This window comes from Vibrio sp. ECSMB14106, from assembly GCF_000972265.1.
Classification (GTDB): Bacteria; Pseudomonadota; Gammaproteobacteria; order Enterobacterales; family Vibrionaceae; genus Vibrio; species Vibrio kanaloae.
Genome location: NZ_LAUM01000007.1, coordinates 1 through 21,342, shown reverse-complemented (window position 1 = coordinate 21,342; position 21,342 = coordinate 1). Strand labels below are relative to the sequence as shown.

Here is a 21,342-nt window from a genome sequence, read left to right as displayed (position 1 = left end):
TTTCACACTACCTTTATACAATATTTAAGCAAAACATACTAATACACGTTTACACTTTCAATCTTGACTTACACGTGTACGCTGATATTCTAGCGCACAGATGTAAGCCCAATGGAAATTTACTAATGAATAGTGCCGACACACCATCAACAAAAAAGCCACCATTAATCTGGCTTAATATTTTTGTATTCTCTTTTAGTATGCTGCTTGCTGTTGTCGCGGCTCCCGTTTATGGCTACTTTTTTGGCTATGATATGGGGCACTGGATATGGCTGGCGATCTGTTTTACGTTCTGTAATCTTTCAATTACGACGGGTTACCACCGCTTATGGTCACATAAAGCCTTTGAAGCACATTCAAGCCTAAGATTTCTGTTTGCTTTGGGGGGGGCATTTGCATTGCAGAACAGCGCTCTACACTGGTCTTCTGACCACCGTGTTCACCACAAGCATGTTGACAACAACGACAAAGACCCATATTCAGCAAAACGTGGCTTTTGGTATTCACACATCGGCTGGATGATTCGTAACTACAACACCTCAATGTATGAAGATTACGAAAACTGTCGTGACCTAAAGAAAGACAAGATCTTAATGTGGCAACACAAAAATTATATTTTGCTGGCGCTATTAATGAACTTCGGCGTACCTATCACTCTTGGCGTTGTTTACGGTGATGTGATTGGGATGTTATTGATTGTGGGTGCTGTTCGTTTGGTACTAAACCACCACACCACATTTTTTATTAACTCTCTCGCTCATATTTGGGGTAGCCAACCATTTACTGATAAAAATACAGCACGTGACAACGGTGTACTTGCTGTCCTTACTTTTGGCGAGGGCTATCATAACTTCCACCACATTTTTGAGAATGACTATCGTAATGGTATTTATTGGTGGCAATACGATCCAACAAAGTGGTTAATTAAGAGTGCTTCATTGATGGGCTTAGCAAGCAAGCTTAAGAAAACGCCTCAAGCACGTATTGAGAAAGCTGAAGCATCAATGTTACTGAAGCGGACGCAACAAAAAATCATGCACCGCGCTGACAAACAGCAGATCGCAGACAAGCTTCAAAAAGAGTTCGACGCACTGGTATCAAACATGAACGAATACTACGCAGTCAAAAAACAATTACTTGAAAGCAAACGCGAAGACGTGGTGAAAAAATACGAACACTCTGTACTTAAAGTTCGTTATCAGCAAATCAAAATGAATTTTGAGCAACAGAAGAAAAACTGGGCGATGACGGTAGAGCAGTATGCTTAATTTTTAAAGTAGGGCAATCCGCTTAATGCGCCAGTAACCACGCTGTTTAACCCTTATTTAAAGTCCTCATATTACTATGAGGACTTTTTTGTGAGCATTACCGAATGCTATCAGCCTTAAGCCCGTCAATGACGATTCTATAAATGCTAGTATCTGTAGAATCGCACTCTACATGAATACAGATATCTCAATGTTCTACTGAATCTGTATTCATCTTCGCCTCTACCATCTTTATATTTAGGCTTTAAGACGCCAGAATGGCCTTAAGTCATCTAATGATCCCTGTTACTTCTCAACTTCAGAGTATAGATAACATAATGATTGTGATATGGCTCGTAATACGCTTAACTAAAAGTAGATGCTGACACGATATTCAACTGGGTTCGAGCAAAGCTTCAAGAGCGATTGTTTTGTCCATGTGCACGTTTGCATTAATACATACTATTGCTTTACCAACGAACAATATAACAAGGTATTTTGGTATGAATAGACGTAAGTTCATGTTTGACAGCGACACCGATGCTCTATTCGATTTGCATAATAAAAGAAGAGTATTGAAGTTTATCGTGTTAGTTGCAATGCTCACTTTCTTACCATTGATCATCAAGAATTTTGTTATTGGTGAAGCTTTTCTCGCTTTATTTTTACTCTCTTTTTTAGCTACCTTGCTGATTGAAGTTTATGTCGCCTTATACTTTCATGAAAAAATAATTGGTCATTTGATCCCACTAACTCTTATTACATTTTCGATTATTTTAAGTGTGGATATATTTGGAACTCTTGTAACGTACTGGGTATTTCCAATCATCACAGCCATTGTATTTGTTATCCCTCAACGCTTAGCTATTGCCACCAATGGTATTATTATCCTAGGGACAAGCATGGTGGCTTTACAGCATCAACCCCTCTCGATTACCCTTCGCTTTTTTTTAGCGATGCTTTGTTGCTCTTCCATCTCTCACTTTGCCATTGAGGCCATTCGTAAGTTACAACATGAACTTCGTAACCTGTCTACCAAAGACTCTTTAACTGGCGCATTTAACCGCTATCAGCTGGAGACATTTTTACAAAACGCAGCCGATAAGAAGATGCCAAATCAACAGTCGCCAAGTAAATCTTCTATAGCAATAATTGATATTGATTATTTTAAGCAAATCAATGATTTGTACGGTCATGATGTAGGGGATCAAATCATTAAAGAAGTAGTGGATACAGTTAAGGCCAACACACGAAAAAGTGATATTTTATTTAGGCTTGGTGGGGATGAATTTTTACTCTTGCTGATTGATACTTCAAAAAAAGAGGCAAATGATATCGTGAAGCATTTCTCTAACCTGGTTTCGGCAGGGCGAAATTCAGCACCTTGTCAAATTAACTTGAGTATTGGTATTGCTGAACTTATTTCTAATGAAGAAATTGATACTTGGATGAAGCGGGCTGACGAGGCTCTGTATGCTGCAAAACATAATGGTCGTAACCAAGTACACATATACGATACGGCTTGTTCATCAACACAGGCTAACTCACTAGGGACTAAAATTAATTAAATGTATTTATCGCAATGTTTTATGCTTTTGCCTCAAAGCTTCTCACATTCTATCGACTTCGTCTATCACACCTACAAAGTGCTTTAAAGTGATCCGTTCTATATTCTTTAAACTAAAGAGAAACACCAATTAACATCTAAACAACACTAGTTATTCATGATTTATAACCAGAATTAACATCAAAAAAAATGTTTGTTTTAGATCATACCAACCTCAACTATACCTCGTGCCACAGCGCAGTTTTCTGTACATTCATGATCATATTCTGAAACACTTTCTTATATTTTTTAAACTTTGCGGAGATTTCTATGTTAGAGCTCTTGATCGGATTAGTGATTACCATCGCTGTTGGTTACTTTATTGTCAAAGGCTACAAGGCAGCAGGTGTATTACTGACTGCTGGCCTTGCCCTACTTCTTATTACTGGCCTTATTGGCCATACCGTTTTACCAGCTAAAGTCGCTTCAACAGGTAATGTGGTTACCGACTCACTAGAATTCGTTAAGTACATGCTCCAATATCGAGGTGGCGGCCTAGGCATGCAGATCATGCTTTTGTGTGGTTTTGCTTCTTACATGACACACATCGGCGCGAACAACGTGGTAGTGAAACAGTTCTCTAAACCGCTTGCTGTGATCAAATCTCCTTATGTGTTGCTAGTAGCGGCTTACATTGTGGCTTGTTTGATGTCACTTGCAGTCAGTTCGGCAACAGGTCTGGGGGTGTTGTTGATGGCGACCTTATTCCCAATGATGACAGCAATGGGTATTTCTCGCCCAGCAGCTGTCGCGGTTTGTGCGTCACCTGCGGCAATCATCCTTTCACCAACATCTGGTGATGTTGTTATTGCCGCTGAAAAATCCGGAATGTCTTTAGATGTGTTTGCCGTTCAAACGGTACTACCAGTGTCTATCTGTGCAATCATTGTGATGGCTGCTGCAGCTTTCTTCTGGAACAAGTACCTAGATAAGAAAGAAAATACACCCATGGAAAAAGTAGACGTTTCTGAAATTGAAACAACAGCACCCGCTTTCTACGCTGCATTACCATTTCTACCTATCATCGGTGTTTTCCTATTCAACGGCCGCACTATTCCGGGGCTTTCACTTGATATCTACACCATCGTAGTTGGCTCTATCTTCGTAGGTGCGCTCATCGATTACGTTGTTAAGAAATTCGACGGAGAAAAAACACTGGAAGACCTAGATTCTTGCTATCAAGGTATGGCAGAAGCATTTAAAGGCGTGGTAATGCTTTTGGTTGCGGCAGGTGTGTTTGCTCAAGGCTTAATGTCTATAGGTGCGATTGATAACCTAATCGGCCTTGCTGAATCGGCAGGTGCTGGTGGTATTGCCTTAATGCTTATCCTAACGGGCCTAACGGTTGCTGCGGCTATCGCGACCGGCTCTGGTAACGCACCTTTCTATGCTTTCGTAGAACTGGCTCCATCACTGGCAGCTAAGATGGGCTTGAACCCAGCATTCCTCATTATCCCAATGCTCCAAGCGTCTAACTTAGGCCGTACCATCTCTCCAGTATCTGGTGTGGTTGTTGCTACATCTGGTATGGGTAAAATTAGTCCATTCGAAGTCGTTAAACGTACTTCTGTACCCGTAATTTGTGGTCTTATTACGGTTATCTTCGGTACGCTGGTATTGGTTCCAATGACGGCGTAAGCCTAACGTTCGTAAGAGCAACAGCTTAGTAATACGAACCACAGTACCGATATAAAATGCTTAAATAAAAAAGCACTGAACTTAATAAGGTCAGTGCTTTTTTGTGTCTCTTTTTATCTATTTAGCTTCGCGTTCTGATTTCAACAAAAGCGATCACATGTAAATTAGGCATCGAAACTAAGCAGTACGGCTTAAAATAGTTTAATTGCAAAGGAATAAGCCCTACTTCATTTCTCCGTAACGTTCTAGGTAAAGAACGGTTGCGGCGGTACGTGAAGGCACCTGTAGCTTTTTCAGTAGGCTCTTCATATGTACCTTAACCGTCGATTCAGAAATGAACAAGTGATCAGCGATCTGCTTATTACGATAACCTTTTGCGACTTCTTGAAGGATCTGCATTTCACGTTCAGTCAGCTGATCGAAGATATCTTTACGACTGACGGTATCACTCAAATAGCGAGCAACAACATCGCTGTAGGCCTTGTCGCCACTATGCGCTTGTTTAAGTAACTCAATCAATTCATCAGGTTCAGTGTCTTTCAACAAGTAACCGTCAGCACCTGCTTTTACTATAGCTTCAATATCTGCAGGACTATCCGAGACAGTTAAAATAACAATGTTAGCGCTAGACCCATCAGTACGAAGCGCTTTTAAAGTATCGAGCCCTGACATCCCCTTCATATTAAGATCCAACAGGATCAAATCAGGTTCTTCTTCATGAGCAAGAGCGATCGCTTCAGTGCCATTGCTTGCTTCCGCAATCACCTCGAATTCATCTTCAAAGCTCAGTAATTGGCTTATACCTCTGCGCATCAATGGATGATCATCAACCAGTATTACTTTACAAATCGTCAACTTGAACTTCCTTCAAAATTTTATATTTTAATATGACTGTACAGCCTTCACCTTTTGCTGCTTCAACCGTTAAGTCGCCATTCAGTCTTGCCGCTCGCTCCTGCATGATGCTCATTCCATAGTGGTTAATTTTAGAACTACTGGGATCAAAGCCATCTCCATTATCCTTAATTACAACTAATACTTCACCATTTTCATTTATGCAGCATACATCTATCAAGTCTGCATTAGCGTGTTTTATGGCGTTTATTGTTGCCTCACGAATCAATTGAAGCAGGTGAACTTGACTATGAGCATCAAGTTCAATAGATGAAAGATTATTGGTTAAACTAATCTTCGCATCGGTACGCTCATTGAGTTGTTCGAGCATCGTACCCAAAGCATCTCCAAAGCTACCTTCTTTGATAGATAACCTAAATGTAGTGAGCAGCTCCCGAAGTTGAGTATAGGCATTAGCTAAACCAACCCCTATCTCAGAGGCTATCTGTTCTGACTGCTCTCTGTGTTTATGTTCAGGTAGTTTGCTAACAACACGCTTTAACAAAGTGACTTGAATCTTCAAATATGAAAGAGATTGGGCCAATGAATCGTGCAGTTCACGCGCTATCGTTGCACGCTCTTCCATAATGATAAGCTGCTCAGCTTTCTTTTGAGCACGATTATAATAGATCGCTCGCGATAGCAATTGAATAAAGCTTTCAATCAAAGTTTTTGTTGAATGCCCATGATGATATGAGCAATACAAATAACCCAAAATCAGTTCGTTATCATCCAACTTCATCTCAAATTTTTCATAGTTACAATTTGAGTCGTAACCTTCATCCAGAATAAGTGACCGACCTGAATTATCAACAATCTCTAACCTTAATGATTCGATTCCTTCAAGGCTAGCTAAGTGTTGTAAGATCGCTCTAAAGTTTTCTGGGGCAATACGCGTCACTGTGAGTTCTTGTGAGGAATAATAAAGCGCCTGCAATGATTGATTGGCATTTTGCAGTTCAACTGTTTTGGCATCAACGACATCTTCAAGATTTCGGTAAAGCACCCCCAAATCTTTGGCCATTGAGTTGAACGTTTTGGTCAAAATACCGAGTTCATTGCTGTTCGTCACTTCCAACTGAACCTCAAAGTCACTGTTCTTTATTCGCTGACTTGCTCCAACTAACGCATGGAGAGGTTTAACAACCTGTTTACGTACAAAGTGAACAACAAAAAGAGATATGACGAGAATACCACCTAACCCTACGCCACCAGCCCACGCTAATTTTATCAGCTTATTCTCTGAGAATTGTTGAAGCTTGAAAACAAAATGGTCTATTTCGTTCACGAAGTTTTCGACTAACACTAAATAGTGCTTACGATCTTCGCTATTCAAAACACGCTTCAATTCATGCCAACGACCAATGATCAAGTAATAATCTTCTGTGATGTTCGTAGGAACATTCCAACTGACCAACTTGGTCATGGATGGAGAGTAAAGCGAGCGCTCAAACTCGTGAATATGAGAATCATAATCAACTGATTCTATTTGAATATCATGGGCTAAGCGGTAGCTCTGCATACGCATTGAACCAGCGACGTTAACCGCCTCCGCATCATTCAAACTTGAAGCCAAAGTAAAGATGGCAAAGCCAGTAGTCGCAACCGACAACAGCAGTATAAATAGCAATGATTTCGCTATTGTACTAGTGACAGATGAAACCGGTTTTATAAGCAAAAGAGCCTTCCTATTTATAAATAACTAGCTAGCGAAATGGTATTGTCACACATCAAATATCATAGCTCCATTCAATATGTGATCACTCGCTTCGTAATTTATTGATCTAAGACAATATATCCCCCCAATTAGCCCTTAGGGGGTATTTATACAATTGTTTCTAAAACTACACTACTTATGAGGATTAATGACAAGATATTAATGAAACAATGACCTACAGTTACAACATATTAGCAACATCTATAGGTATTTAGTGGTAGATCTATCAAAACGACGTCTATTCTCTAGACGAAAGGTTGACTCAAGTCAGATTCGTTTGCCTTGGATTAATAACCTAGAAAGCTTTGCAGATGACTGCACTCGCTGTGGTAAATGTATCGAGAGCTGTGAAACTAAGATAATCATTGTGGGCGATGGTGGTTTTCCTACTGTCGACTTTTCTATCGATGAATGCACCTTCTGTTATCAGTGTGCAGACGTTTGTCCTGAACCAATTTTTAAACCCAAGGAAGAAACACCTTGGCAAGCAAAAGCAAGTATCTCTGATAAATGCTTAGCCCAACAAAATGTTGAATGTCGAAGCTGTGGTGACATGTGTGAACCCATGGCCATTCAATTTCAACTTAGAGCAGGCAGTGTTGCTCTACCAAAGATCAAGTTAGATGAGTGTAGCGGTTGTGGGGCCTGCGTAGCAGTTTGCCCAACCTCAGCTATTCTTGTGAGTAATGCATAAATAAAAATAACGAGAGCAATTTATGGCACTAAATGAAGTGCATATATCAAGTTTAGTCGTGCATGTGAGCCCAGAGCATCTAAATGAGATTAAAGCGGAGATCGAGCAATTCGATAACGCTGAAATCTACGGAGATAGCCCTGAAGGCAAAATCATCGTGGTCCTAGAAACCGAAAACCAAGGTTTTGTAACGGACACCATCGAAGCAATAAACAACATTAAGAACGTTTTAGGGACAGCTTTGGTTTATCACCAAATCGAAACTGGACTAGAAGAAACGGATTTAGAAACTGGAAGCAACAATTCTCAACTTGAGGGTGAAGTATGAAAATGACAAGACGTGCGTTTGTGAAAGCAAACGCAGCGGCATCAGCGGCAGCCGTTGCAGGTGTAACACTACCAGCAACCGCAACCAACCTGATTGCTAGCTCTGATCAAACAAAAATCACGTGGGATAAAGCGCCTTGTCGTTTTTGTGGTACGGGCTGTTCAGTACTAGTGGGTACTCAAAACGGCAAAGTGGTCGCAACTCAAGGCGACCCAGAAGCACCAGTAAACAAAGGCCTTAACTGTATCAAAGGCTACTTCCTTTCAAAAATCATGTACGGCAAAGACCGTCTAGAACAACCTCTTCTTCGTATGAAAGATGGTGAATTCCATAAAGACGGTGACTTCGCACCCGTATCTTGGGACAAAGCGTTCGACGTAATGGCTGAGAAATGGAAAGCTTCACTGAAGAAGAACGGTCCAACAGGTGTTGGTATGTTCGGTTCAGGCCAATGGACCGTGATGGAAGGCTACGCAGCCGTTAAGATGATGAAAGCGGGTTTCCGTTCAAACAACATCGATCCAAACGCTCGTCACTGTATGGCTTCAGCGGTAGGCGCATTCATGCGTACTTTCGGTATCGATGAGCCAATGGGTTGTTACGATGACTTTGAACACGCAGACGCATTCGTACTGTGGGGTTCAAACATGGCAGAAATGCACCCTGTACTATGGACTCGCATTACCGACCGTCGTCTAAGCCACCCACACGTTAAAGTAAACGTACTGTCTACTTACTACCACCGTTCTTTCGAGCTTGCAGACACGGGTTACATCTTCGAACCTCAATCGGATCTAGCAATTGCTAACTTCATTGCTAACTACATCATTCAAAACGATGCGGTGAATTGGGACTTCGTGAACAAGCACACGAACTTCAAGCAAGCAACGACAGACATCGGTTATGGCCTTCGTGACGACGACCCACTACAGCAAGCCGCTGCGAACCCTAACTCGGGCAAAATGACGGCAATTACGTTCGAAGAGTACAAAGCTTCTGTTGCTGAATACACCGTTGAGAAAGCCTCTGAAATGTCAGGTGTCTCTCAAGATGACCTTATCAAGCTGGCTAAGCAATACGCAGATCCAAACATCAAAGTGATGTCTCTATGGACAATGGGCATGAACCAACATACTCGTGGTGTGTGGATGAACAGCCTTGTGTACAACATCCATCTTCTAACCGGTAAGATTTCTACTCCAGGTAACAGTCCGTTCTCACTAACAGGCCAACCATCTGCGTGTGGTACTGCTCGTGAAGTTGGTACATTCTCTCACCGTCTACCAGCAGATATGGTGGTTGCTAACCCGAAACACCGTAAGATCGCAGAAGACATCTGGAAACTTCCAGAAGGGACTATTCCACCTAAACCAGGTGCTCACGCTGTTGTTCAAGACCGTATGCTTAAAGATGGCAAGATCAATGCTTACTGGGTAATGTGTAACAACAACATGCAAGCGGGTCCAAACATCAACACTGAACGTCTGCCAGGTTACCGCAACCCAGACAACTTCATTGTATGTTCTGACCCGTACCCAACGGCAACGGCTCAAGCGGCTGACCTGATTCTTCCTACCGCAATGTGGATTGAGAAAGAAGGTGCTTACGGTAACGCAGAACGTCGTACACAAGCGTGGTACCAACAAGTGAAAACCGTAGGTGAAGCTAAGTCTGACCTATGGCAAATCATGGAATTCTCTAAACGCTTCACTGTTGAAGAAGTTTGGGGCGAAGAACTTCTTGCTAAAGCACCGGAGCATCGTGGTAAAACGATGTACGACGTGCTTTACAAAAACGGCAACGTTGATGCATTCCCACTGTCTGAAGCTCAAGAACTTAACGACGATGCTCAAGCTCAAGGTTTCTACGTTCAAAAAGGTCTATTCGAAGAATACGCAGCCTTTGGTCGCGACCACGGTCACGATTTAGCACCTTACGACACTTACCACAAAGTCCGCGGCCTACGTTGGCCTGTTGTTGACGGTAAAGAAACACTGTGGCGCTTTAAAGAAGGTTCAGATCCATACGCTAAGAAAGGTTCTGGTTGGGATTTCTACGGTAAGCCAGATGGTAAAGCTCTTATCATCAATGCTCCTTACGAAGCGCCACCAGAAGTACCAAGCGACGAATACGACATGTGGCTATGTACAGGTCGTGTTCTTGAGCACTGGCACACAGGTACTATGACTCGTCGTGTACCAGAACTTTACAAAGCAGTACCGGATGCACTTTGTTACATCCACCCTGCTGATGCTAAAGCTCGTGGCCTTCGCCGTGGTGATGAAGTTCTTATCGAAAACAAACGTGGTGAAGTACGCGTTCGTGTTGAAACTCGTGGTCGTAACCGTCCACCACAAGGCTTGGTATTCGTACCATTCTTTGATGCAAGAATTCTGATCAACAAGTTGATCTTGGATGCAACGGATCCTCTGTCTAAGCAGACGGATTACAAGAAGTGTCCAGTTAAGATCACTAAGGTTTCTTAAGAGCCAAGCGCTTTTCGAACCTAGATACAAGATCTAACGTATTTAATATTGCGACTACTTTTTTCGTTACTTTTTGAAAGAAGTAGTCCACTCAAAGAATTAGCCTTTAGGCGGAGAAATTAACCATGAAAAAACTGATTACTGCCCTACTATCAGCTGGTCTTTTGCTAGCTGGTGCAGTTCAAGCTCAAGCTGAGCTGGATAACCCTGGCGGCATTGGTGGCGTAGAATCTCTACGTGGTGCAAGTGAACTCGAAGCAACTCGCGCAGCAGATGACTTCAAAAAGTTTCCTCGTGACCAAGTACTTGAGAGTGACTACGTATACCAACCACCTTTAGTGCCTCATACTATTCGTAGCTATGAAGTGTCTCTTAACGCTAACAAGTGTCTTGCTTGTCATAGCTGGAAAAACGCAAAAGAAATGGGTGCAACTAAAGTGAGTGTAACTCACTACATGAACCGCGAAGATGCGGTACTTGCTGATGTTTCACCTCGTCGTTACTTCTGTCTACAGTGTCACGTACCTCAAGCTAATGCTAAACCGCTAGTTGAGAACGAGTTCAAACCTGTAGATTCACTGCGTTAATCGTAGCCGGACTGTAAGAGAGGCTATATATGATAAAATTACTTAAAGCGTTTTGGAAAAGACTCGCGACACCAAGTAAAGCAGCGGTAGGCGTTGTTTTGTTCTTGGGTTTCTCGGGTGGTCTTTTGTTCTGGGGTGCATTCAACACGGGTATGGAAGCAACCAATACGGAAGAGTTCTGTTCTGGTTGTCACGCACCTATCGTTGCTGAAATCCAAGAAACAATTCACTACTCTAACCGTTCTGGTGTTCGTGCTATCTGTTCAGACTGTCACGTACCTCATGAGTGGACAGATAAAATTGTTCGTAAGGTTCAGGCTTCTAAAGAGCTATACGCACACTTTATTGCGAAAACCATCAATACTGAAGAAAAGTTCAAAGCACGTCGTGCTCACTTAGCAGAACGCGAATGGGCTCGATTGAAAAAGAACGATTCACTTGAGTGTCGTAACTGTCACCAGTTCGATTACATGGACTTCTCAGAGCAGAGCCCTCGTAGTGCGAAACAACACTCGACAGCGCTAGCTTCTGGTGAAAAAACGTGTGTAGACTGTCACAAAGGTATCGCACACAAACTACCAGACATGCACGGCGTTGAAGGCTGGCAATAAGGAGCGATTGAATGAGTACTTTAGAAAGCGTAATTTGGCACATCCTAGGTTACAGCGCTATGCCAGTTATCATTCTTGGCGGCTTCGCAGGTGTTGCAGCCGTATCTCTTTGGATTTTATCTATGGGTAAAGACAAAGAAATCGATTAACAATCGAGATTACATCAACTTCTACCAGATAATTCTGATATGAGTTGATACGAAAAAGCCACTGATTTCAGTGGCTTTTTTATTACCTGGTGTTTTGTTTTACTGTTAATTCAAAGACGATGCCTAAGCTTTGCTTTCCGGAGCTTCTGTCTCAGCAGGTTCTTTATCGACGATCGGCAGCACCTGTTTTACATAGCTGCCTGGCGCTTTACCAATCACAGGATTAAGCTCTGAGCCTTGATTGAAAGGTTCGATTTTTTCGTCAGTTTCAAAACCTTGTAGCCACTGATTCCAGTGTGTCCACCAAGACCCCTCATTATGAGTCGCATTAGTTAGCCACTCGTCCGCCGAGTCATCTAGGTTGTCATTCAGCCAGAACCCGTACTTCTTCTTATCTGGATGGTTAACAATACCCGCAATATGACCAGACTCACCCAACACAAAGGTTTTATTGCCACCAGTATTCAATGCGCCGCGATAAGTCCCCTGCCACAAAGCAATATGGTCTTCTTTGGCTGAAATAAAGTAGCTTGGTATTTTGATCTTATTCAAATCAATCCAAACACCGCCCACTTTCACGCCTTTGTCTTGAACCAGTTTGTTTTCAAGATAAAGCTCTCGCAGCAAGAAGTTATGACACTTGGCCGCCACGTTTGTGCTGTCACTGTTCCAGTACAGAAGATCAAACTCCATCGGGCTGCTACCTTTGAGGTAGTTATCAATGTAGTAGTTCCAATACAGACTGTTTTCACGAAGCAAACTGAACGTCACGCTCAATGAGCGACCATCCATATAGCCTTTGCCATCGTTCTGCTTCTCAATCGCATTAATGATCGTTTCGTTGATATACGCACCCACCTCTCCCGGCTGCGAGAAATCCAACAAGGTGGTAAAGAACGTCGCTGTTTTAATACGTTTCTTCATGCGTTTTGCAGCGTAGTAAGCCACCGCCGAAGCCAACACCGTACCGCCAATACAGTAACCCGCCGCATTGATTTGCTCTTTACCTGTGATGTCTTCAATCGCAGCAACGGCTTTAACCACGCCTTCCGTGACATAGTCACCAAACTCAGTGTCTTTCTGCGCTTCACCAGGGTTGCGCCAAGACATCATGAATACGCTATGTCCTTGCTCAAGTAACCAGCGCACCATCGAGTTCTTCTCACGGAGATCAAGAATATAGTACTTATTGATGAACGGCGGAACGATCAACAAAGGCGTCGCGTTAACCTGCGGTGTCTTTGGGTGATACTGAATCAGCTCAAACAGCTCGTTTTGAAAGACAACATCACCTTCGGTGTTCGCAACATCCACACCTAATCGGAAAGCGTTATTGTTGGTCATGCGGATCTTGAGTATATCGGCGCTTGCTTCAACGTCTGCTTGTAACTGCTCTAATCCATCGAGAAGGTTTTCACCATTTCGCTCAAGCGTCAGTTTCATCAACTCTGGATTCGTTGCAATAAAGTTGCTTGGAGAAAGTGCATTGATTGCCTGACGAGAAAAGAACGCCACTCGTTCTTTGGTTTTTTCGTCAATACCTTCGATCGAGTTGATGGTATCGATGTAGCTTTTGCTGAATAACAAATAGGATTGCTTAATAAAGCTGTAGAACGGGTCGTTTTTCCACGCCTCGTCAATAAAGCGCTTGTCGCTACGATCTTCGGCTATCACACTCTCGGTGTTGCCCATCAGCGCGGCATTCTGCCAGATCTTAAGTTGCTGTTCCCACCATTGAGATTGTAACTGAAGTAGAACGGCAGGTTGGTTGGCGGCTTGCTCGAAGATTTTTGATGCATCATCAAAGTTCAATTCTTGCATCGCTTGGTTTAGGGGAGAATGCGCGGCTTCCTTGTTTTGTTCAAAGCTTTCCCACCATTGCTGGTTCGTTTGTTGAAGTTTAACAAGGTAGTCCGAAAAGAAGTGTTGAAACATAACATGGCTCCAATAATCGGAAAATCGCCACCGAACCTCACAGTAAACACTGCGCTAACTCGATGGCGATTAAATTTATGCAGGTGTAACTGTTTTCAAGTTTTCAGTTGTTAGTGTTTCAACATCTTCTTTGAACTCTTTTGCAGCAGCTTGCATTTTTGAGCTATCACTCATCATCTGTTGAGACAATTGAGTTAGCGCTGCTAGTTGCTGGCTGTTGAAAGCCGTTAGGCTAGCCACGTCTTTGATTTCAGTCACTGCTTTCATTTGCGCAAGACCCATGTTCGTGTAAGTCTGCATTGCATTCATTTGCAGCTCTGTCATCGTTTGGACGTTCTTTGCAACCAACTTGTTGAACTTTAAGTACGGTTCAAATTGCTTTTCAGTTTGGTCAGTCATTGTTTTGAAAATATCCGTGTACATAAGTAACTCCTGATGAATACATAGTTTAATAAATTTGTGTCACTATCGTTTCAGCCAACGCTCATCGATTAACTCACGATGCTTTGAAAAGCTGATCCGATATTTAAGCTTGCTACCGATATATCAGGCTCTAACCGTCAATACCTTTTAGCAAAACAGCGGTTCCCATTCCTCCACCCACACAAAGTGAAGCAACGCCATAAGTCGTTTTCTGTTCAAGCATTTCATGGATGAGTGAAACAATAATTCGATTGCCTGACGCACCTAAAGGATGGCCAAGCGCGATTGCACCACCATTCACATTCACCTTTGGCTTGAACTCATCAAGCGGTAAGTCATGCTGCTCTGACAATTGGTACATTACGCCAAGAGCTTGTGCTGCAAACGCTTCATTCAATTCAAACAAATCTATTTCTTCGAGAGTGAGGTTCGCTTTATCAAGCGCTTTAGAAACCGCTTCTACTGGCCCTAAACCCATAATCTTTGGGTCCAAACCTGACTGTGCGTAGCTGGTCAGTTCCACTAAAGGTGTTAGACCATATTTCGCTACCGCCGACTCAGACGCTAAGATGATTGCACTCGCGCCATCATTGATACCCGAAGCGTTACCCGCCGTGACAGACCCTTCACGGTCAAATGCTGGGCGAAGCTTTTGCAGACCTTCGAATGTCGCGTCTGACTTCGGATACTCATCGGTATCAAAAGTCACGGTTTGTCTGCGCTGCTTAACTTCTACAGGCACGATTTGCTCGTTAAACTTACCCGCTTCAATTGCGGCAATGGCTTTCTGTTGGCTTTCTAAGGCATAGTTATCTTGAGCTAGGCGTGAAATGTTCAACGTATTCGCAATGTTTTCAGCCGTCATGCCCATATGGTAATGATTAAACGCATCCGTTAAGCCATCGCCCACCAACAAGTCTTTCATCGATATATCACCCATTTTGTGCCCGTTACGAATGTTCGGCGGAACCACAAAAGGGATTTGGGACATCACTTCAACACCAGCCGCAACCACCACTTCAGCGTCTTGCGCCTTAATGTGTGCAGCAGCGTCCATCACTGACTTCATACCACTGCCACAGATCATGTTGACGCCATACGCAGGTATTTCCTCTGCAAGCCCTGCGTAGATTGAAGCTTGGCGCGCTACGCCCATGCCTTGCCCTGCTGAAATCACGTTGCCGACTATCACTTCGTCAATCGCATCTAACGGTAGGTCAACTGCGTCCAACGCACCTTTAATCGCCACACCAGCTAGTTCACCCGCGGATACGTTGTTTAAAGACCCGGTAAATGCACCAATTGGGGTACGTTTTGCCGCAACAATAAATACTTTTTCCATCATTCCAATCCCTTCAGTTTTGCCAATTAGTGCATGTACAAGCCGCCATTCACAGACAATGTTTCGCCTGTAATGTACGCGCCAGATTCACTCGCTAAAAAGCCCACTGCGTCCGCAATTTCAACAGGTGTAGCCAAACGTTTCATTGGGATTTGGTTCTTTATTGAATCAAGAATTTCAGGCTTCATTTGCTCAACCATAGGTGTTGCTGTGTAACCAGGGGCAATCACGTTCACTGTTACGCCACTGCGAGCGCCTTCTGCAGCCAAGGCCTTCGAAAAACCAATCATTCCGGCTTTAGCAGCCGAGTAGTTGGTTTGTCCAAACTGACCTTTAAGACCATTGACTGAAGAAATGTTGATGACTCGGCAGTTACCCTTTTCGCACATCGGTGCAAACAAAGGCTGTGTCACATTGAAAAGACTGTTGAGGTTTGTCTCAATCACATCTTTCCATGCTTCCGCATCCATCTTTTTAAAGACACTGTCACGCGTAATACCAGCATTGTTTACCAACACATCAACCGTGCCTTCTTCTTCCAACAACTTGCTTAAGCTCAATGCACATTCAGCAGTGTTAGTAACATCTAATTCAAACAATCTGACTTGATCTTCAGTAAATTGTTTTTCCTTAAACCAATCTACTGCACATTGATAATTCCCTGTAAAATAGGTCGCGATCACACGATATCCATCTGCGACTAGTTTAGAAGATATTGCCGACCCGATACCGCCTTTTGATCCTGTAATTAAAGCAAGCTTTTTCATTAATGTTTCCATCCCTTAAAAGCAATTAAATAACAATGATGTTAATAAAATAATGTCTTAGTTGATAATTAAACTTTACGTTTTGCTTTAATTAAACCCTACATCTCAAAATCAAAAAGTATTATTACAAATATAAAATATTTTCATATTATAGCTAAAAATCTGACTTGCCTCTCAAAAAATATGAAATGTTACACATATGTAAATGTAGGTAATTCTATGATTTTAAAGTTATTTAATTAATTTTAATTATATCATCAAGATAGTAAACCTTTGTTAATCCAAGATAAACTGACAGCTCAAAGCTTGTTTCAACCAGAATGCAATATAGAAAGTAAAAATAATCAATAACGAATATAAAATAAAAATCCCACTCAATTAATGAGTGGGCTTTAAACTTTTAATGAGTGGGCTTTAAACTTTTAAATAGAAAGGTTAATTTCTATTAATACATCCGACATTAATAGTGGCGTGGATCCTACTTAGTAAATATTTCATTTGTATTTACATCTAAATAAATTTTATTTTCAAGAGATAGTCCGCCACAATAGATAAAATAGACATCTCGACCACTGTACTTCACCGACTTCACCCAGCCGCCTAATTCTTCGAAATCACTTGGGGTACATTCACCTTCAGAGAGCAGCTTAGCAATTGTGTTACGAAACTTCTCTTGATGGATCTTAAGATCGTCGGATTTAACCAAGTATGAGTCCAATATCTCTTTGTTTTCTTTTTCTGAGATAATCACTTCATCGTTAGATAAACCAGACATCGCGACCCATTCTGCCGTCTGAGGGCCACCTTCTTTTAGGACGATGTAATCTGAGATACGAGCCCATTTACCCTGCTTCTCTAATACTTCGACTTTTTCGCTCTTATAGAGGTAATCCGTTATCAAACCATCAACTGCCGGCTGTTCCACCACTTCAAGCTTTCTGTCCAAAACATAGAACTCTGTCTGTTCTGGCTCAGATTTAAGCTCCATGAGCGGTTCTAAGTCAGATTCAGATTGCTGAGCAACTTCTTCAACTGATTCTTCGTTTTTCTCTGTTGGTGTTGAGTCTTTTTTCATAACAAAGAAGTAGTACGCCGCTCCTCCTCCGCCCAATACTAACAATACAAGTAAAGCGATCAGCGCTTTTTTCATCAAATCCACCAACTCTTCCGTTTTAGGTATGCTTTAAGTGTACATCAACTCATGTTGTCACTCATCTATACTCTCTAAAGAGAGTACGGTAAGTAGAGGAAAGTCATGCGTTTTTGTGTGAAGGTTATGATTATGAGTGTAGCTTGGAGTGCGAATGTCTCGTTCGCAAACCATTGTAATCGTGAAAACTGGCAAACACTGTTGGATCACCAGCTCGCATTCGAAAGTCGCTATAACCAATACACCAAAGAATTCAACCGAGTTCTTTCAACTTATGAATCCCAAATCCTTCTCTCTAAACATTTCACTGAAACACAGATCATTGAACTTTGGGTAAAGTATGAACCAAGATTTAATGTACAGCTCAAGAATCATATGAATACCGCTTATGATATCTCTGAGGTTTTGTTAAAGCAGGCATACGTGGTGTCTACAGAACTCGAAGGGGCTCAGTTTCTCAGCGATTCATGGCAAGCTGTCGCTAAACACTGTGCAATGGCAAAGCTACCAAGCCAATCAGAAAGCGCGCAGGTGCACGTGGTAAGTTCGCAATCGCTTTCCCAAGATCTCCATACACTCAGCGAAAAGTTTCGTCAGCTGTCATCAAAGTATCGTCAAGAAGCCGCCATAATAGATAAAGCACGCCGTACTACAGCGCCTATAAAAGACGTCCAAAACTAAAACCCACACTCGACTTTCTCTGCTCTTTGACGGAATTAACTTGAATAGATAGCTACGTTCCATTAAGAATAATCAAATAGTTCGCTAATCAAAGCTTTATCAATAACTTGTAAAGTTAATGTGTCAAATACCAACAAGAAAGCTTAATTTCCAACCAATTCAGGTGACTATATGAGATATTCATCACAAAATAGATTTACAAATGCCAGAAAATTGTTATCATGAATATTCATATAACTTAATAACAAGACACATTTTGGCTAGGTAATATGCAAAAGACTATGGCTTTCAACTGCTTAAGTAACACGGAATGGACTGCAGAGGTAAGAGGTAAACTTTTATCTGTAGCTAAACACATGGAAGAGTTCGGTTCAGTAAGTGAGCTAGAGCTATGTAAGATATTTGGAGAAACAATTTGGAATGATGGTGTGGATTATCATTCACATGCTTTTTCATTCAGAATTAATGCACAAACTGGGGATTGTTCAATCTCTCACTTTAAGTATCACTAAGTTTTGCACCTATCATGTACGGAGTACCTTTCACGAGTTGCTCCGTTTTTATTGTTGCGTATCTGCAATTTAATAGACAATCATTAATTGCTCCCGCGATTCCTATCAGGAATCATTACTTTTCTGCTCATTTCATCACATAACGTATCCCTTTACCTACAGCTTAGTCGGTATAAACCGGTAGCGGCGCGTTACCTTTCACTTGTCTTATCGCAAGGTGAGTGTGGATGTCTTTGACGTTAGAGAGCCTTTGGAGCTTTCTTGTAAATGCCTCGTAGGCCATCAAGTTTGGGTTAACCACTTCTAACAGATAATCATAAGCCCCAGATACAACGTGGCAACTGATGACCTCTTCCATCTCGACAATTGCACTTTCAAACTTATCGATAGACACTTCTTGGTGGTTGTTTAAGCTCACTTCAACAAACACACTCATTGCTATACCAACTTGCTCTCGAGACAAACTCACACGATAACCGTCAATAATCCCTTTTTCTTCAAGCCTTTTGATACGCCTTGCACACGGTGAAGGTGATAAACCCACTTCATCAGCGAGCTCCGCCGTGGTTAACCTGCCATCTATTTGTAACAACTCAAGAAGATGTCTATCAATTCTATCCATAGCGAATACTGTCCATTAGTTATATTCATTAATAATCTAAAGAATATTAGCAGAAACAATTAATGATAAGTAAAATTAGAACTAAATTTGCCAACTTATGGCACGTACTCTCCCCCATAATTAGTCATCATTCAATTTCCTTATTTATTATGACGCTTGGCTATCTATCTATTACTGTCACTTTGCTCATCTGGGCGAGCTTTTTTCTTTCTCTTAAAGGCGGCGCGAATTCAAATTTAACGCCTGCAGACATCGCACTCACACGCTTCCTTATTCCCGCCTTGGTACTATTACCCTTGGTGTGGAAAGCTCGTAATGCCATAACAGCAGTGCCTAATCGTTACTTGGTTGGTATGTTTGTCGGCAGTGGCCTGCCTTATCTGCTCGTCGCAGGTACAGCAATGCAGTTTGTTCCTGTTTCACACGGCAGTGCTTTGATACCCGGAACACTGCCTCTGTTTGTTACCGGGATTGCAATACTCTTTTTCAAACAGCCACTTAGCCGCCATCGCAGTGCAGGTTTAACCTTGGTGTTACTCGGTATTATATTGTTCTTAGGCAGTAGTTTAAGCAGCTTCAACTTTGAATATACAAAAGGCCACTTGTTACTTCTCTGCGGAAGCTTAATGTGGGCGACCTTTACCATCTCAGCGCGTGTCGCCAATCTTAATGCGTTAGTGAGCGCGGGGTTAATCGCTATCAGTTCAACTTTGCTATTGTTGTTTTTGATCCTAACAGGAACGTTCCCTAGCTATTTAGTAGATGCACCCATCACTCAATGGCCTTTCTCAGAGCTTGCCGTACATTCCGCAGTACAAGGGGTTGGAGCAGGCCTAATTGCCGCATTCACTTACCTTTATGCGGTTAACACTCTCGGGGCAGAGCGTTCTGCGGCGTTCGGGAGCGCGACACCAGCCGTTGCAACGTTATTAGCTATCCCTCTATTTAACGAAACCCCTGATCTTATGACTTGGTTCGCTCTAGGTTCGATTTGTATCGGCAGCTTAGTGGCAAGCAACATTTTTATGAGAAGCGACCAATCAATGCAATACCAACCGCCAAGCCATAGCAAAACTTGATTCGTTTAATTATCTATAAGAGGTTAATTTGAAGTATTGATACCCGTATAAGCCTACCAACGTAGGCTTATCTAAAATCTGCTTTTTCTGAACTCGCTTCTCCATTAAACTGTCAGGCCTTTTTGCCCATCCAAGAGAACACCATGCAACGCGACTACACCTTAAATTGCTTAATCACCATGCCTCGCCATGAACTAGAAGAATTTAGTTTAAGAATGATTCATCGCCTGGTTCCTGAAGATGCAATGACGGAATTGTTCACTTTTGAGCAAGAAGAAGTGGCCAGCGAAGAACGTATGCAATCAGCGAAGTTTGACGCAATGCTACGAATGACCGCGATTGCCCTTGGTGAAGTGAACCTAGCATTCTCTGAATCTGACAACTCGCAACAAAACATTGAGCGTATGACTCGTCTGCTGCTTTGGCATTTCTATTCGATTTCGTTCAATCTTGAAGAAGCAATTGCGATTGAAGTGCACTGCGAGAAAGTCGAGAAGATCTTAGTTAATGCTCCGAAGGACGCATTTGGTTGGGTTAAAGAATTGACTGAACTACTTCACTTCTACGCGAAAGTGAATGAAGACGACGAAACTAAATAAGCTAACAAAACGAAAGAAAGCGCATAAGTTCACATAGATACGAAGCCTAATATCAGTAGAAGCTTTGTTAAAATACGTTCTCTGCCGTTATCCAACCAAGCTTATTAAAAACCTTAATATGACATACTTTGAAACTATAAACTTCGACAATATAAAAGGCCCAATCGGTATACGATTAGGCCTTTAATTGGGTGTGTTGTTGTTCGCTCAGCAAAGCCTGATTAAGTAGGGCAAGATTACGAAGCCCCTTGCCCTGCAAGGACTTGAGAAAGGTA

Annotated in this window: 21 protein-coding genes; 13 read left to right on the top strand and 8 right to left on the bottom strand. The window is 42.1% G+C overall.

What is annotated here, in order from left to right:
* Positions 1-125: 125 nt before the first annotated feature.
* From WR49_RS06925 to dcuC, 3 genes are all read left to right on the top strand, one after another.
* Positions 126-1,268, top strand: a complete 1,143-nt coding sequence (locus WR49_RS06925; protein ID WP_046223524.1) for an acyl-CoA desaturase — start codon at positions 126-128, stop codon at positions 1,266-1,268.
* A gap of 482 nt (positions 1,269-1,750) precedes the next feature.
* Positions 1,751-2,815, top strand: coding sequence for a GGDEF domain-containing protein (locus WR49_RS06920; protein ID WP_046223523.1), 1,065 nt, complete (start codon positions 1,751-1,753; stop codon positions 2,813-2,815).
* Positions 2,816-3,123: 308 nt separating this feature from the next.
* Complete coding sequence (dcuC, locus tag WR49_RS06915; RefSeq protein WP_046223522.1) at positions 3,124-4,491, top strand: anaerobic C4-dicarboxylate transporter DcuC; 1,368 nt, start codon at positions 3,124-3,126, stop codon at positions 4,489-4,491.
* A 222-nt stretch (positions 4,492-4,713) separates the two neighbouring features.
* Here dcuC and WR49_RS06910 read toward each other — a convergent pair whose 3' ends face one another.
* Together WR49_RS06910 and narQ are read right to left on the bottom strand one after the other, a co-directional pair.
* Positions 4,714-5,346 carry a response regulator gene (locus WR49_RS06910; protein WP_046223521.1) on the bottom strand — a complete coding sequence of 211 codons (633 nt, stop codon included), beginning with the start codon at positions 5,344-5,346 and terminating at the stop codon, positions 4,714-4,716.
* Complete coding sequence (gene narQ / locus WR49_RS06905) at positions 5,333-7,063, bottom strand: nitrate/nitrite two-component system sensor histidine kinase NarQ (RefSeq protein WP_046223520.1); 1,731 nt, start codon at positions 7,061-7,063, stop codon at positions 5,333-5,335. Before narQ ends, WR49_RS06910 begins: the two co-directional genes overlap by 14 nt.
* 253 nt (positions 7,064-7,316) lie before the next feature.
* Between narQ and napF the strand changes: the two genes are divergently transcribed.
* The 6 genes from napF (at position 7,317) to WR49_RS20960 (ending at position 11,957) form a co-directional block, all read left to right on the top strand.
* Positions 7,317-7,796, top strand: coding sequence for a ferredoxin-type protein NapF (gene napF / locus WR49_RS06900; RefSeq protein ID WP_046223519.1), 480 nt, complete (start codon positions 7,317-7,319; stop codon positions 7,794-7,796).
* 22 nt (positions 7,797-7,818) lie between these two features.
* Positions 7,819-8,124, top strand: coding sequence for a chaperone NapD (locus tag WR49_RS06895; RefSeq protein WP_017058194.1), 306 nt, complete (start codon positions 7,819-7,821; stop codon positions 8,122-8,124).
* Positions 8,121-10,610, top strand: a complete 2,490-nt coding sequence (gene napA, locus WR49_RS06890) for a periplasmic nitrate reductase subunit alpha (RefSeq protein WP_046223518.1) — start codon at positions 8,121-8,123, stop codon at positions 10,608-10,610. The genes WR49_RS06895 and napA overlap by 4 nt, the downstream gene beginning before the upstream one ends.
* Positions 10,611-10,735: 125 nt before the next feature.
* Positions 10,736-11,197 (top strand): nitrate reductase cytochrome c-type subunit, encoded by a 462-nt coding sequence (locus tag WR49_RS06885; RefSeq protein WP_009845455.1) that lies wholly within the window; start codon positions 10,736-10,738, stop codon positions 11,195-11,197.
* A gap of 29 nt (positions 11,198-11,226) precedes the next feature.
* The gene (locus WR49_RS06880; protein ID WP_009845456.1) at positions 11,227-11,808 is read left to right on the top strand and encodes a NapC/NirT family cytochrome c; all 582 of its coding nucleotides are present in this window, start codon (positions 11,227-11,229) and stop codon (positions 11,806-11,808) included.
* A gap of 11 nt (positions 11,809-11,819) precedes the next feature.
* Positions 11,820-11,957 carry a TIGR02808 family protein gene (locus WR49_RS20960; RefSeq protein ID WP_010430103.1) on the top strand — a complete coding sequence of 46 codons (138 nt, stop codon included), beginning with the start codon at positions 11,820-11,822 and terminating at the stop codon, positions 11,955-11,957.
* Positions 11,958-12,080: 123 nt separating this feature from the next.
* On the opposite strand, the gene phaC is transcribed toward WR49_RS20960, so the two are convergent.
* The 5 genes from phaC to WR49_RS06855 form a co-directional block, all read right to left on the bottom strand.
* Positions 12,081-13,892, bottom strand: coding sequence for a class I poly(R)-hydroxyalkanoic acid synthase (phaC, locus tag WR49_RS06875; RefSeq protein ID WP_046223517.1), 1,812 nt, complete (start codon positions 13,890-13,892; stop codon positions 12,081-12,083).
* Between the two features lie 75 nt (positions 13,893-13,967).
* A complete protein-coding gene (locus tag WR49_RS06870; protein ID WP_017058191.1) occupies positions 13,968-14,315 on the bottom strand; it encodes a phasin family protein in 348 nt (115 codons plus the stop codon).
* Between the two features lie 130 nt (positions 14,316-14,445).
* Positions 14,446-15,657 (bottom strand): acetyl-CoA C-acetyltransferase, encoded by a 1,212-nt coding sequence (locus tag WR49_RS06865; RefSeq protein ID WP_046223516.1) that lies wholly within the window; start codon positions 15,655-15,657, stop codon positions 14,446-14,448.
* A gap of 26 nt (positions 15,658-15,683) precedes the next feature.
* A complete protein-coding gene (locus WR49_RS06860; RefSeq protein WP_046223515.1) occupies positions 15,684-16,424 on the bottom strand; it encodes an SDR family oxidoreductase in 741 nt (246 codons plus the stop codon).
* A 478-nt stretch (positions 16,425-16,902) separates the two neighbouring features.
* Positions 16,903-17,583, bottom strand: coding sequence for a hypothetical protein (locus WR49_RS06855; RefSeq protein WP_046223514.1), 681 nt, complete (start codon positions 17,581-17,583; stop codon positions 16,903-16,905).
* A gap of 96 nt (positions 17,584-17,679) precedes the next feature.
* On the opposite strand from WR49_RS06855, the gene WR49_RS06850 reads away from it, so the two are divergent.
* Positions 17,680-18,255: a hypothetical protein gene (locus WR49_RS06850; RefSeq protein WP_046223513.1), complete on the top strand. Its 576-nt coding sequence runs from the start codon at positions 17,680-17,682 to the stop codon at positions 18,253-18,255.
* A gap of 269 nt (positions 18,256-18,524) precedes the next feature.
* A complete protein-coding gene (locus WR49_RS06845) occupies positions 18,525-18,767 on the top strand; it encodes a hypothetical protein (protein ID WP_017058186.1) in 243 nt (80 codons plus the stop codon).
* A gap of 163 nt (positions 18,768-18,930) precedes the next feature.
* Here the strand turns inward: WR49_RS06845 and WR49_RS06840 are convergent, their stop codons facing one another.
* Positions 18,931-19,389, bottom strand: coding sequence for an Lrp/AsnC family transcriptional regulator (locus WR49_RS06840; RefSeq protein WP_017058185.1), 459 nt, complete (start codon positions 19,387-19,389; stop codon positions 18,931-18,933).
* 149 nt (positions 19,390-19,538) lie between these two features.
* On the opposite strand from WR49_RS06840, the gene WR49_RS06835 reads away from it, so the two are divergent.
* A complete protein-coding gene (locus tag WR49_RS06835; protein WP_046223512.1) occupies positions 19,539-20,468 on the top strand; it encodes a DMT family transporter in 930 nt (309 codons plus the stop codon).
* A 143-nt stretch (positions 20,469-20,611) separates the two neighbouring features.
* Entirely contained in the window at positions 20,612-21,067 is a 456-nt protein-coding gene (locus tag WR49_RS06830; RefSeq protein ID WP_046223511.1) for a hypothetical protein, read from the top strand.
* Positions 21,068-21,342: the final 275 nt, after the last annotated feature.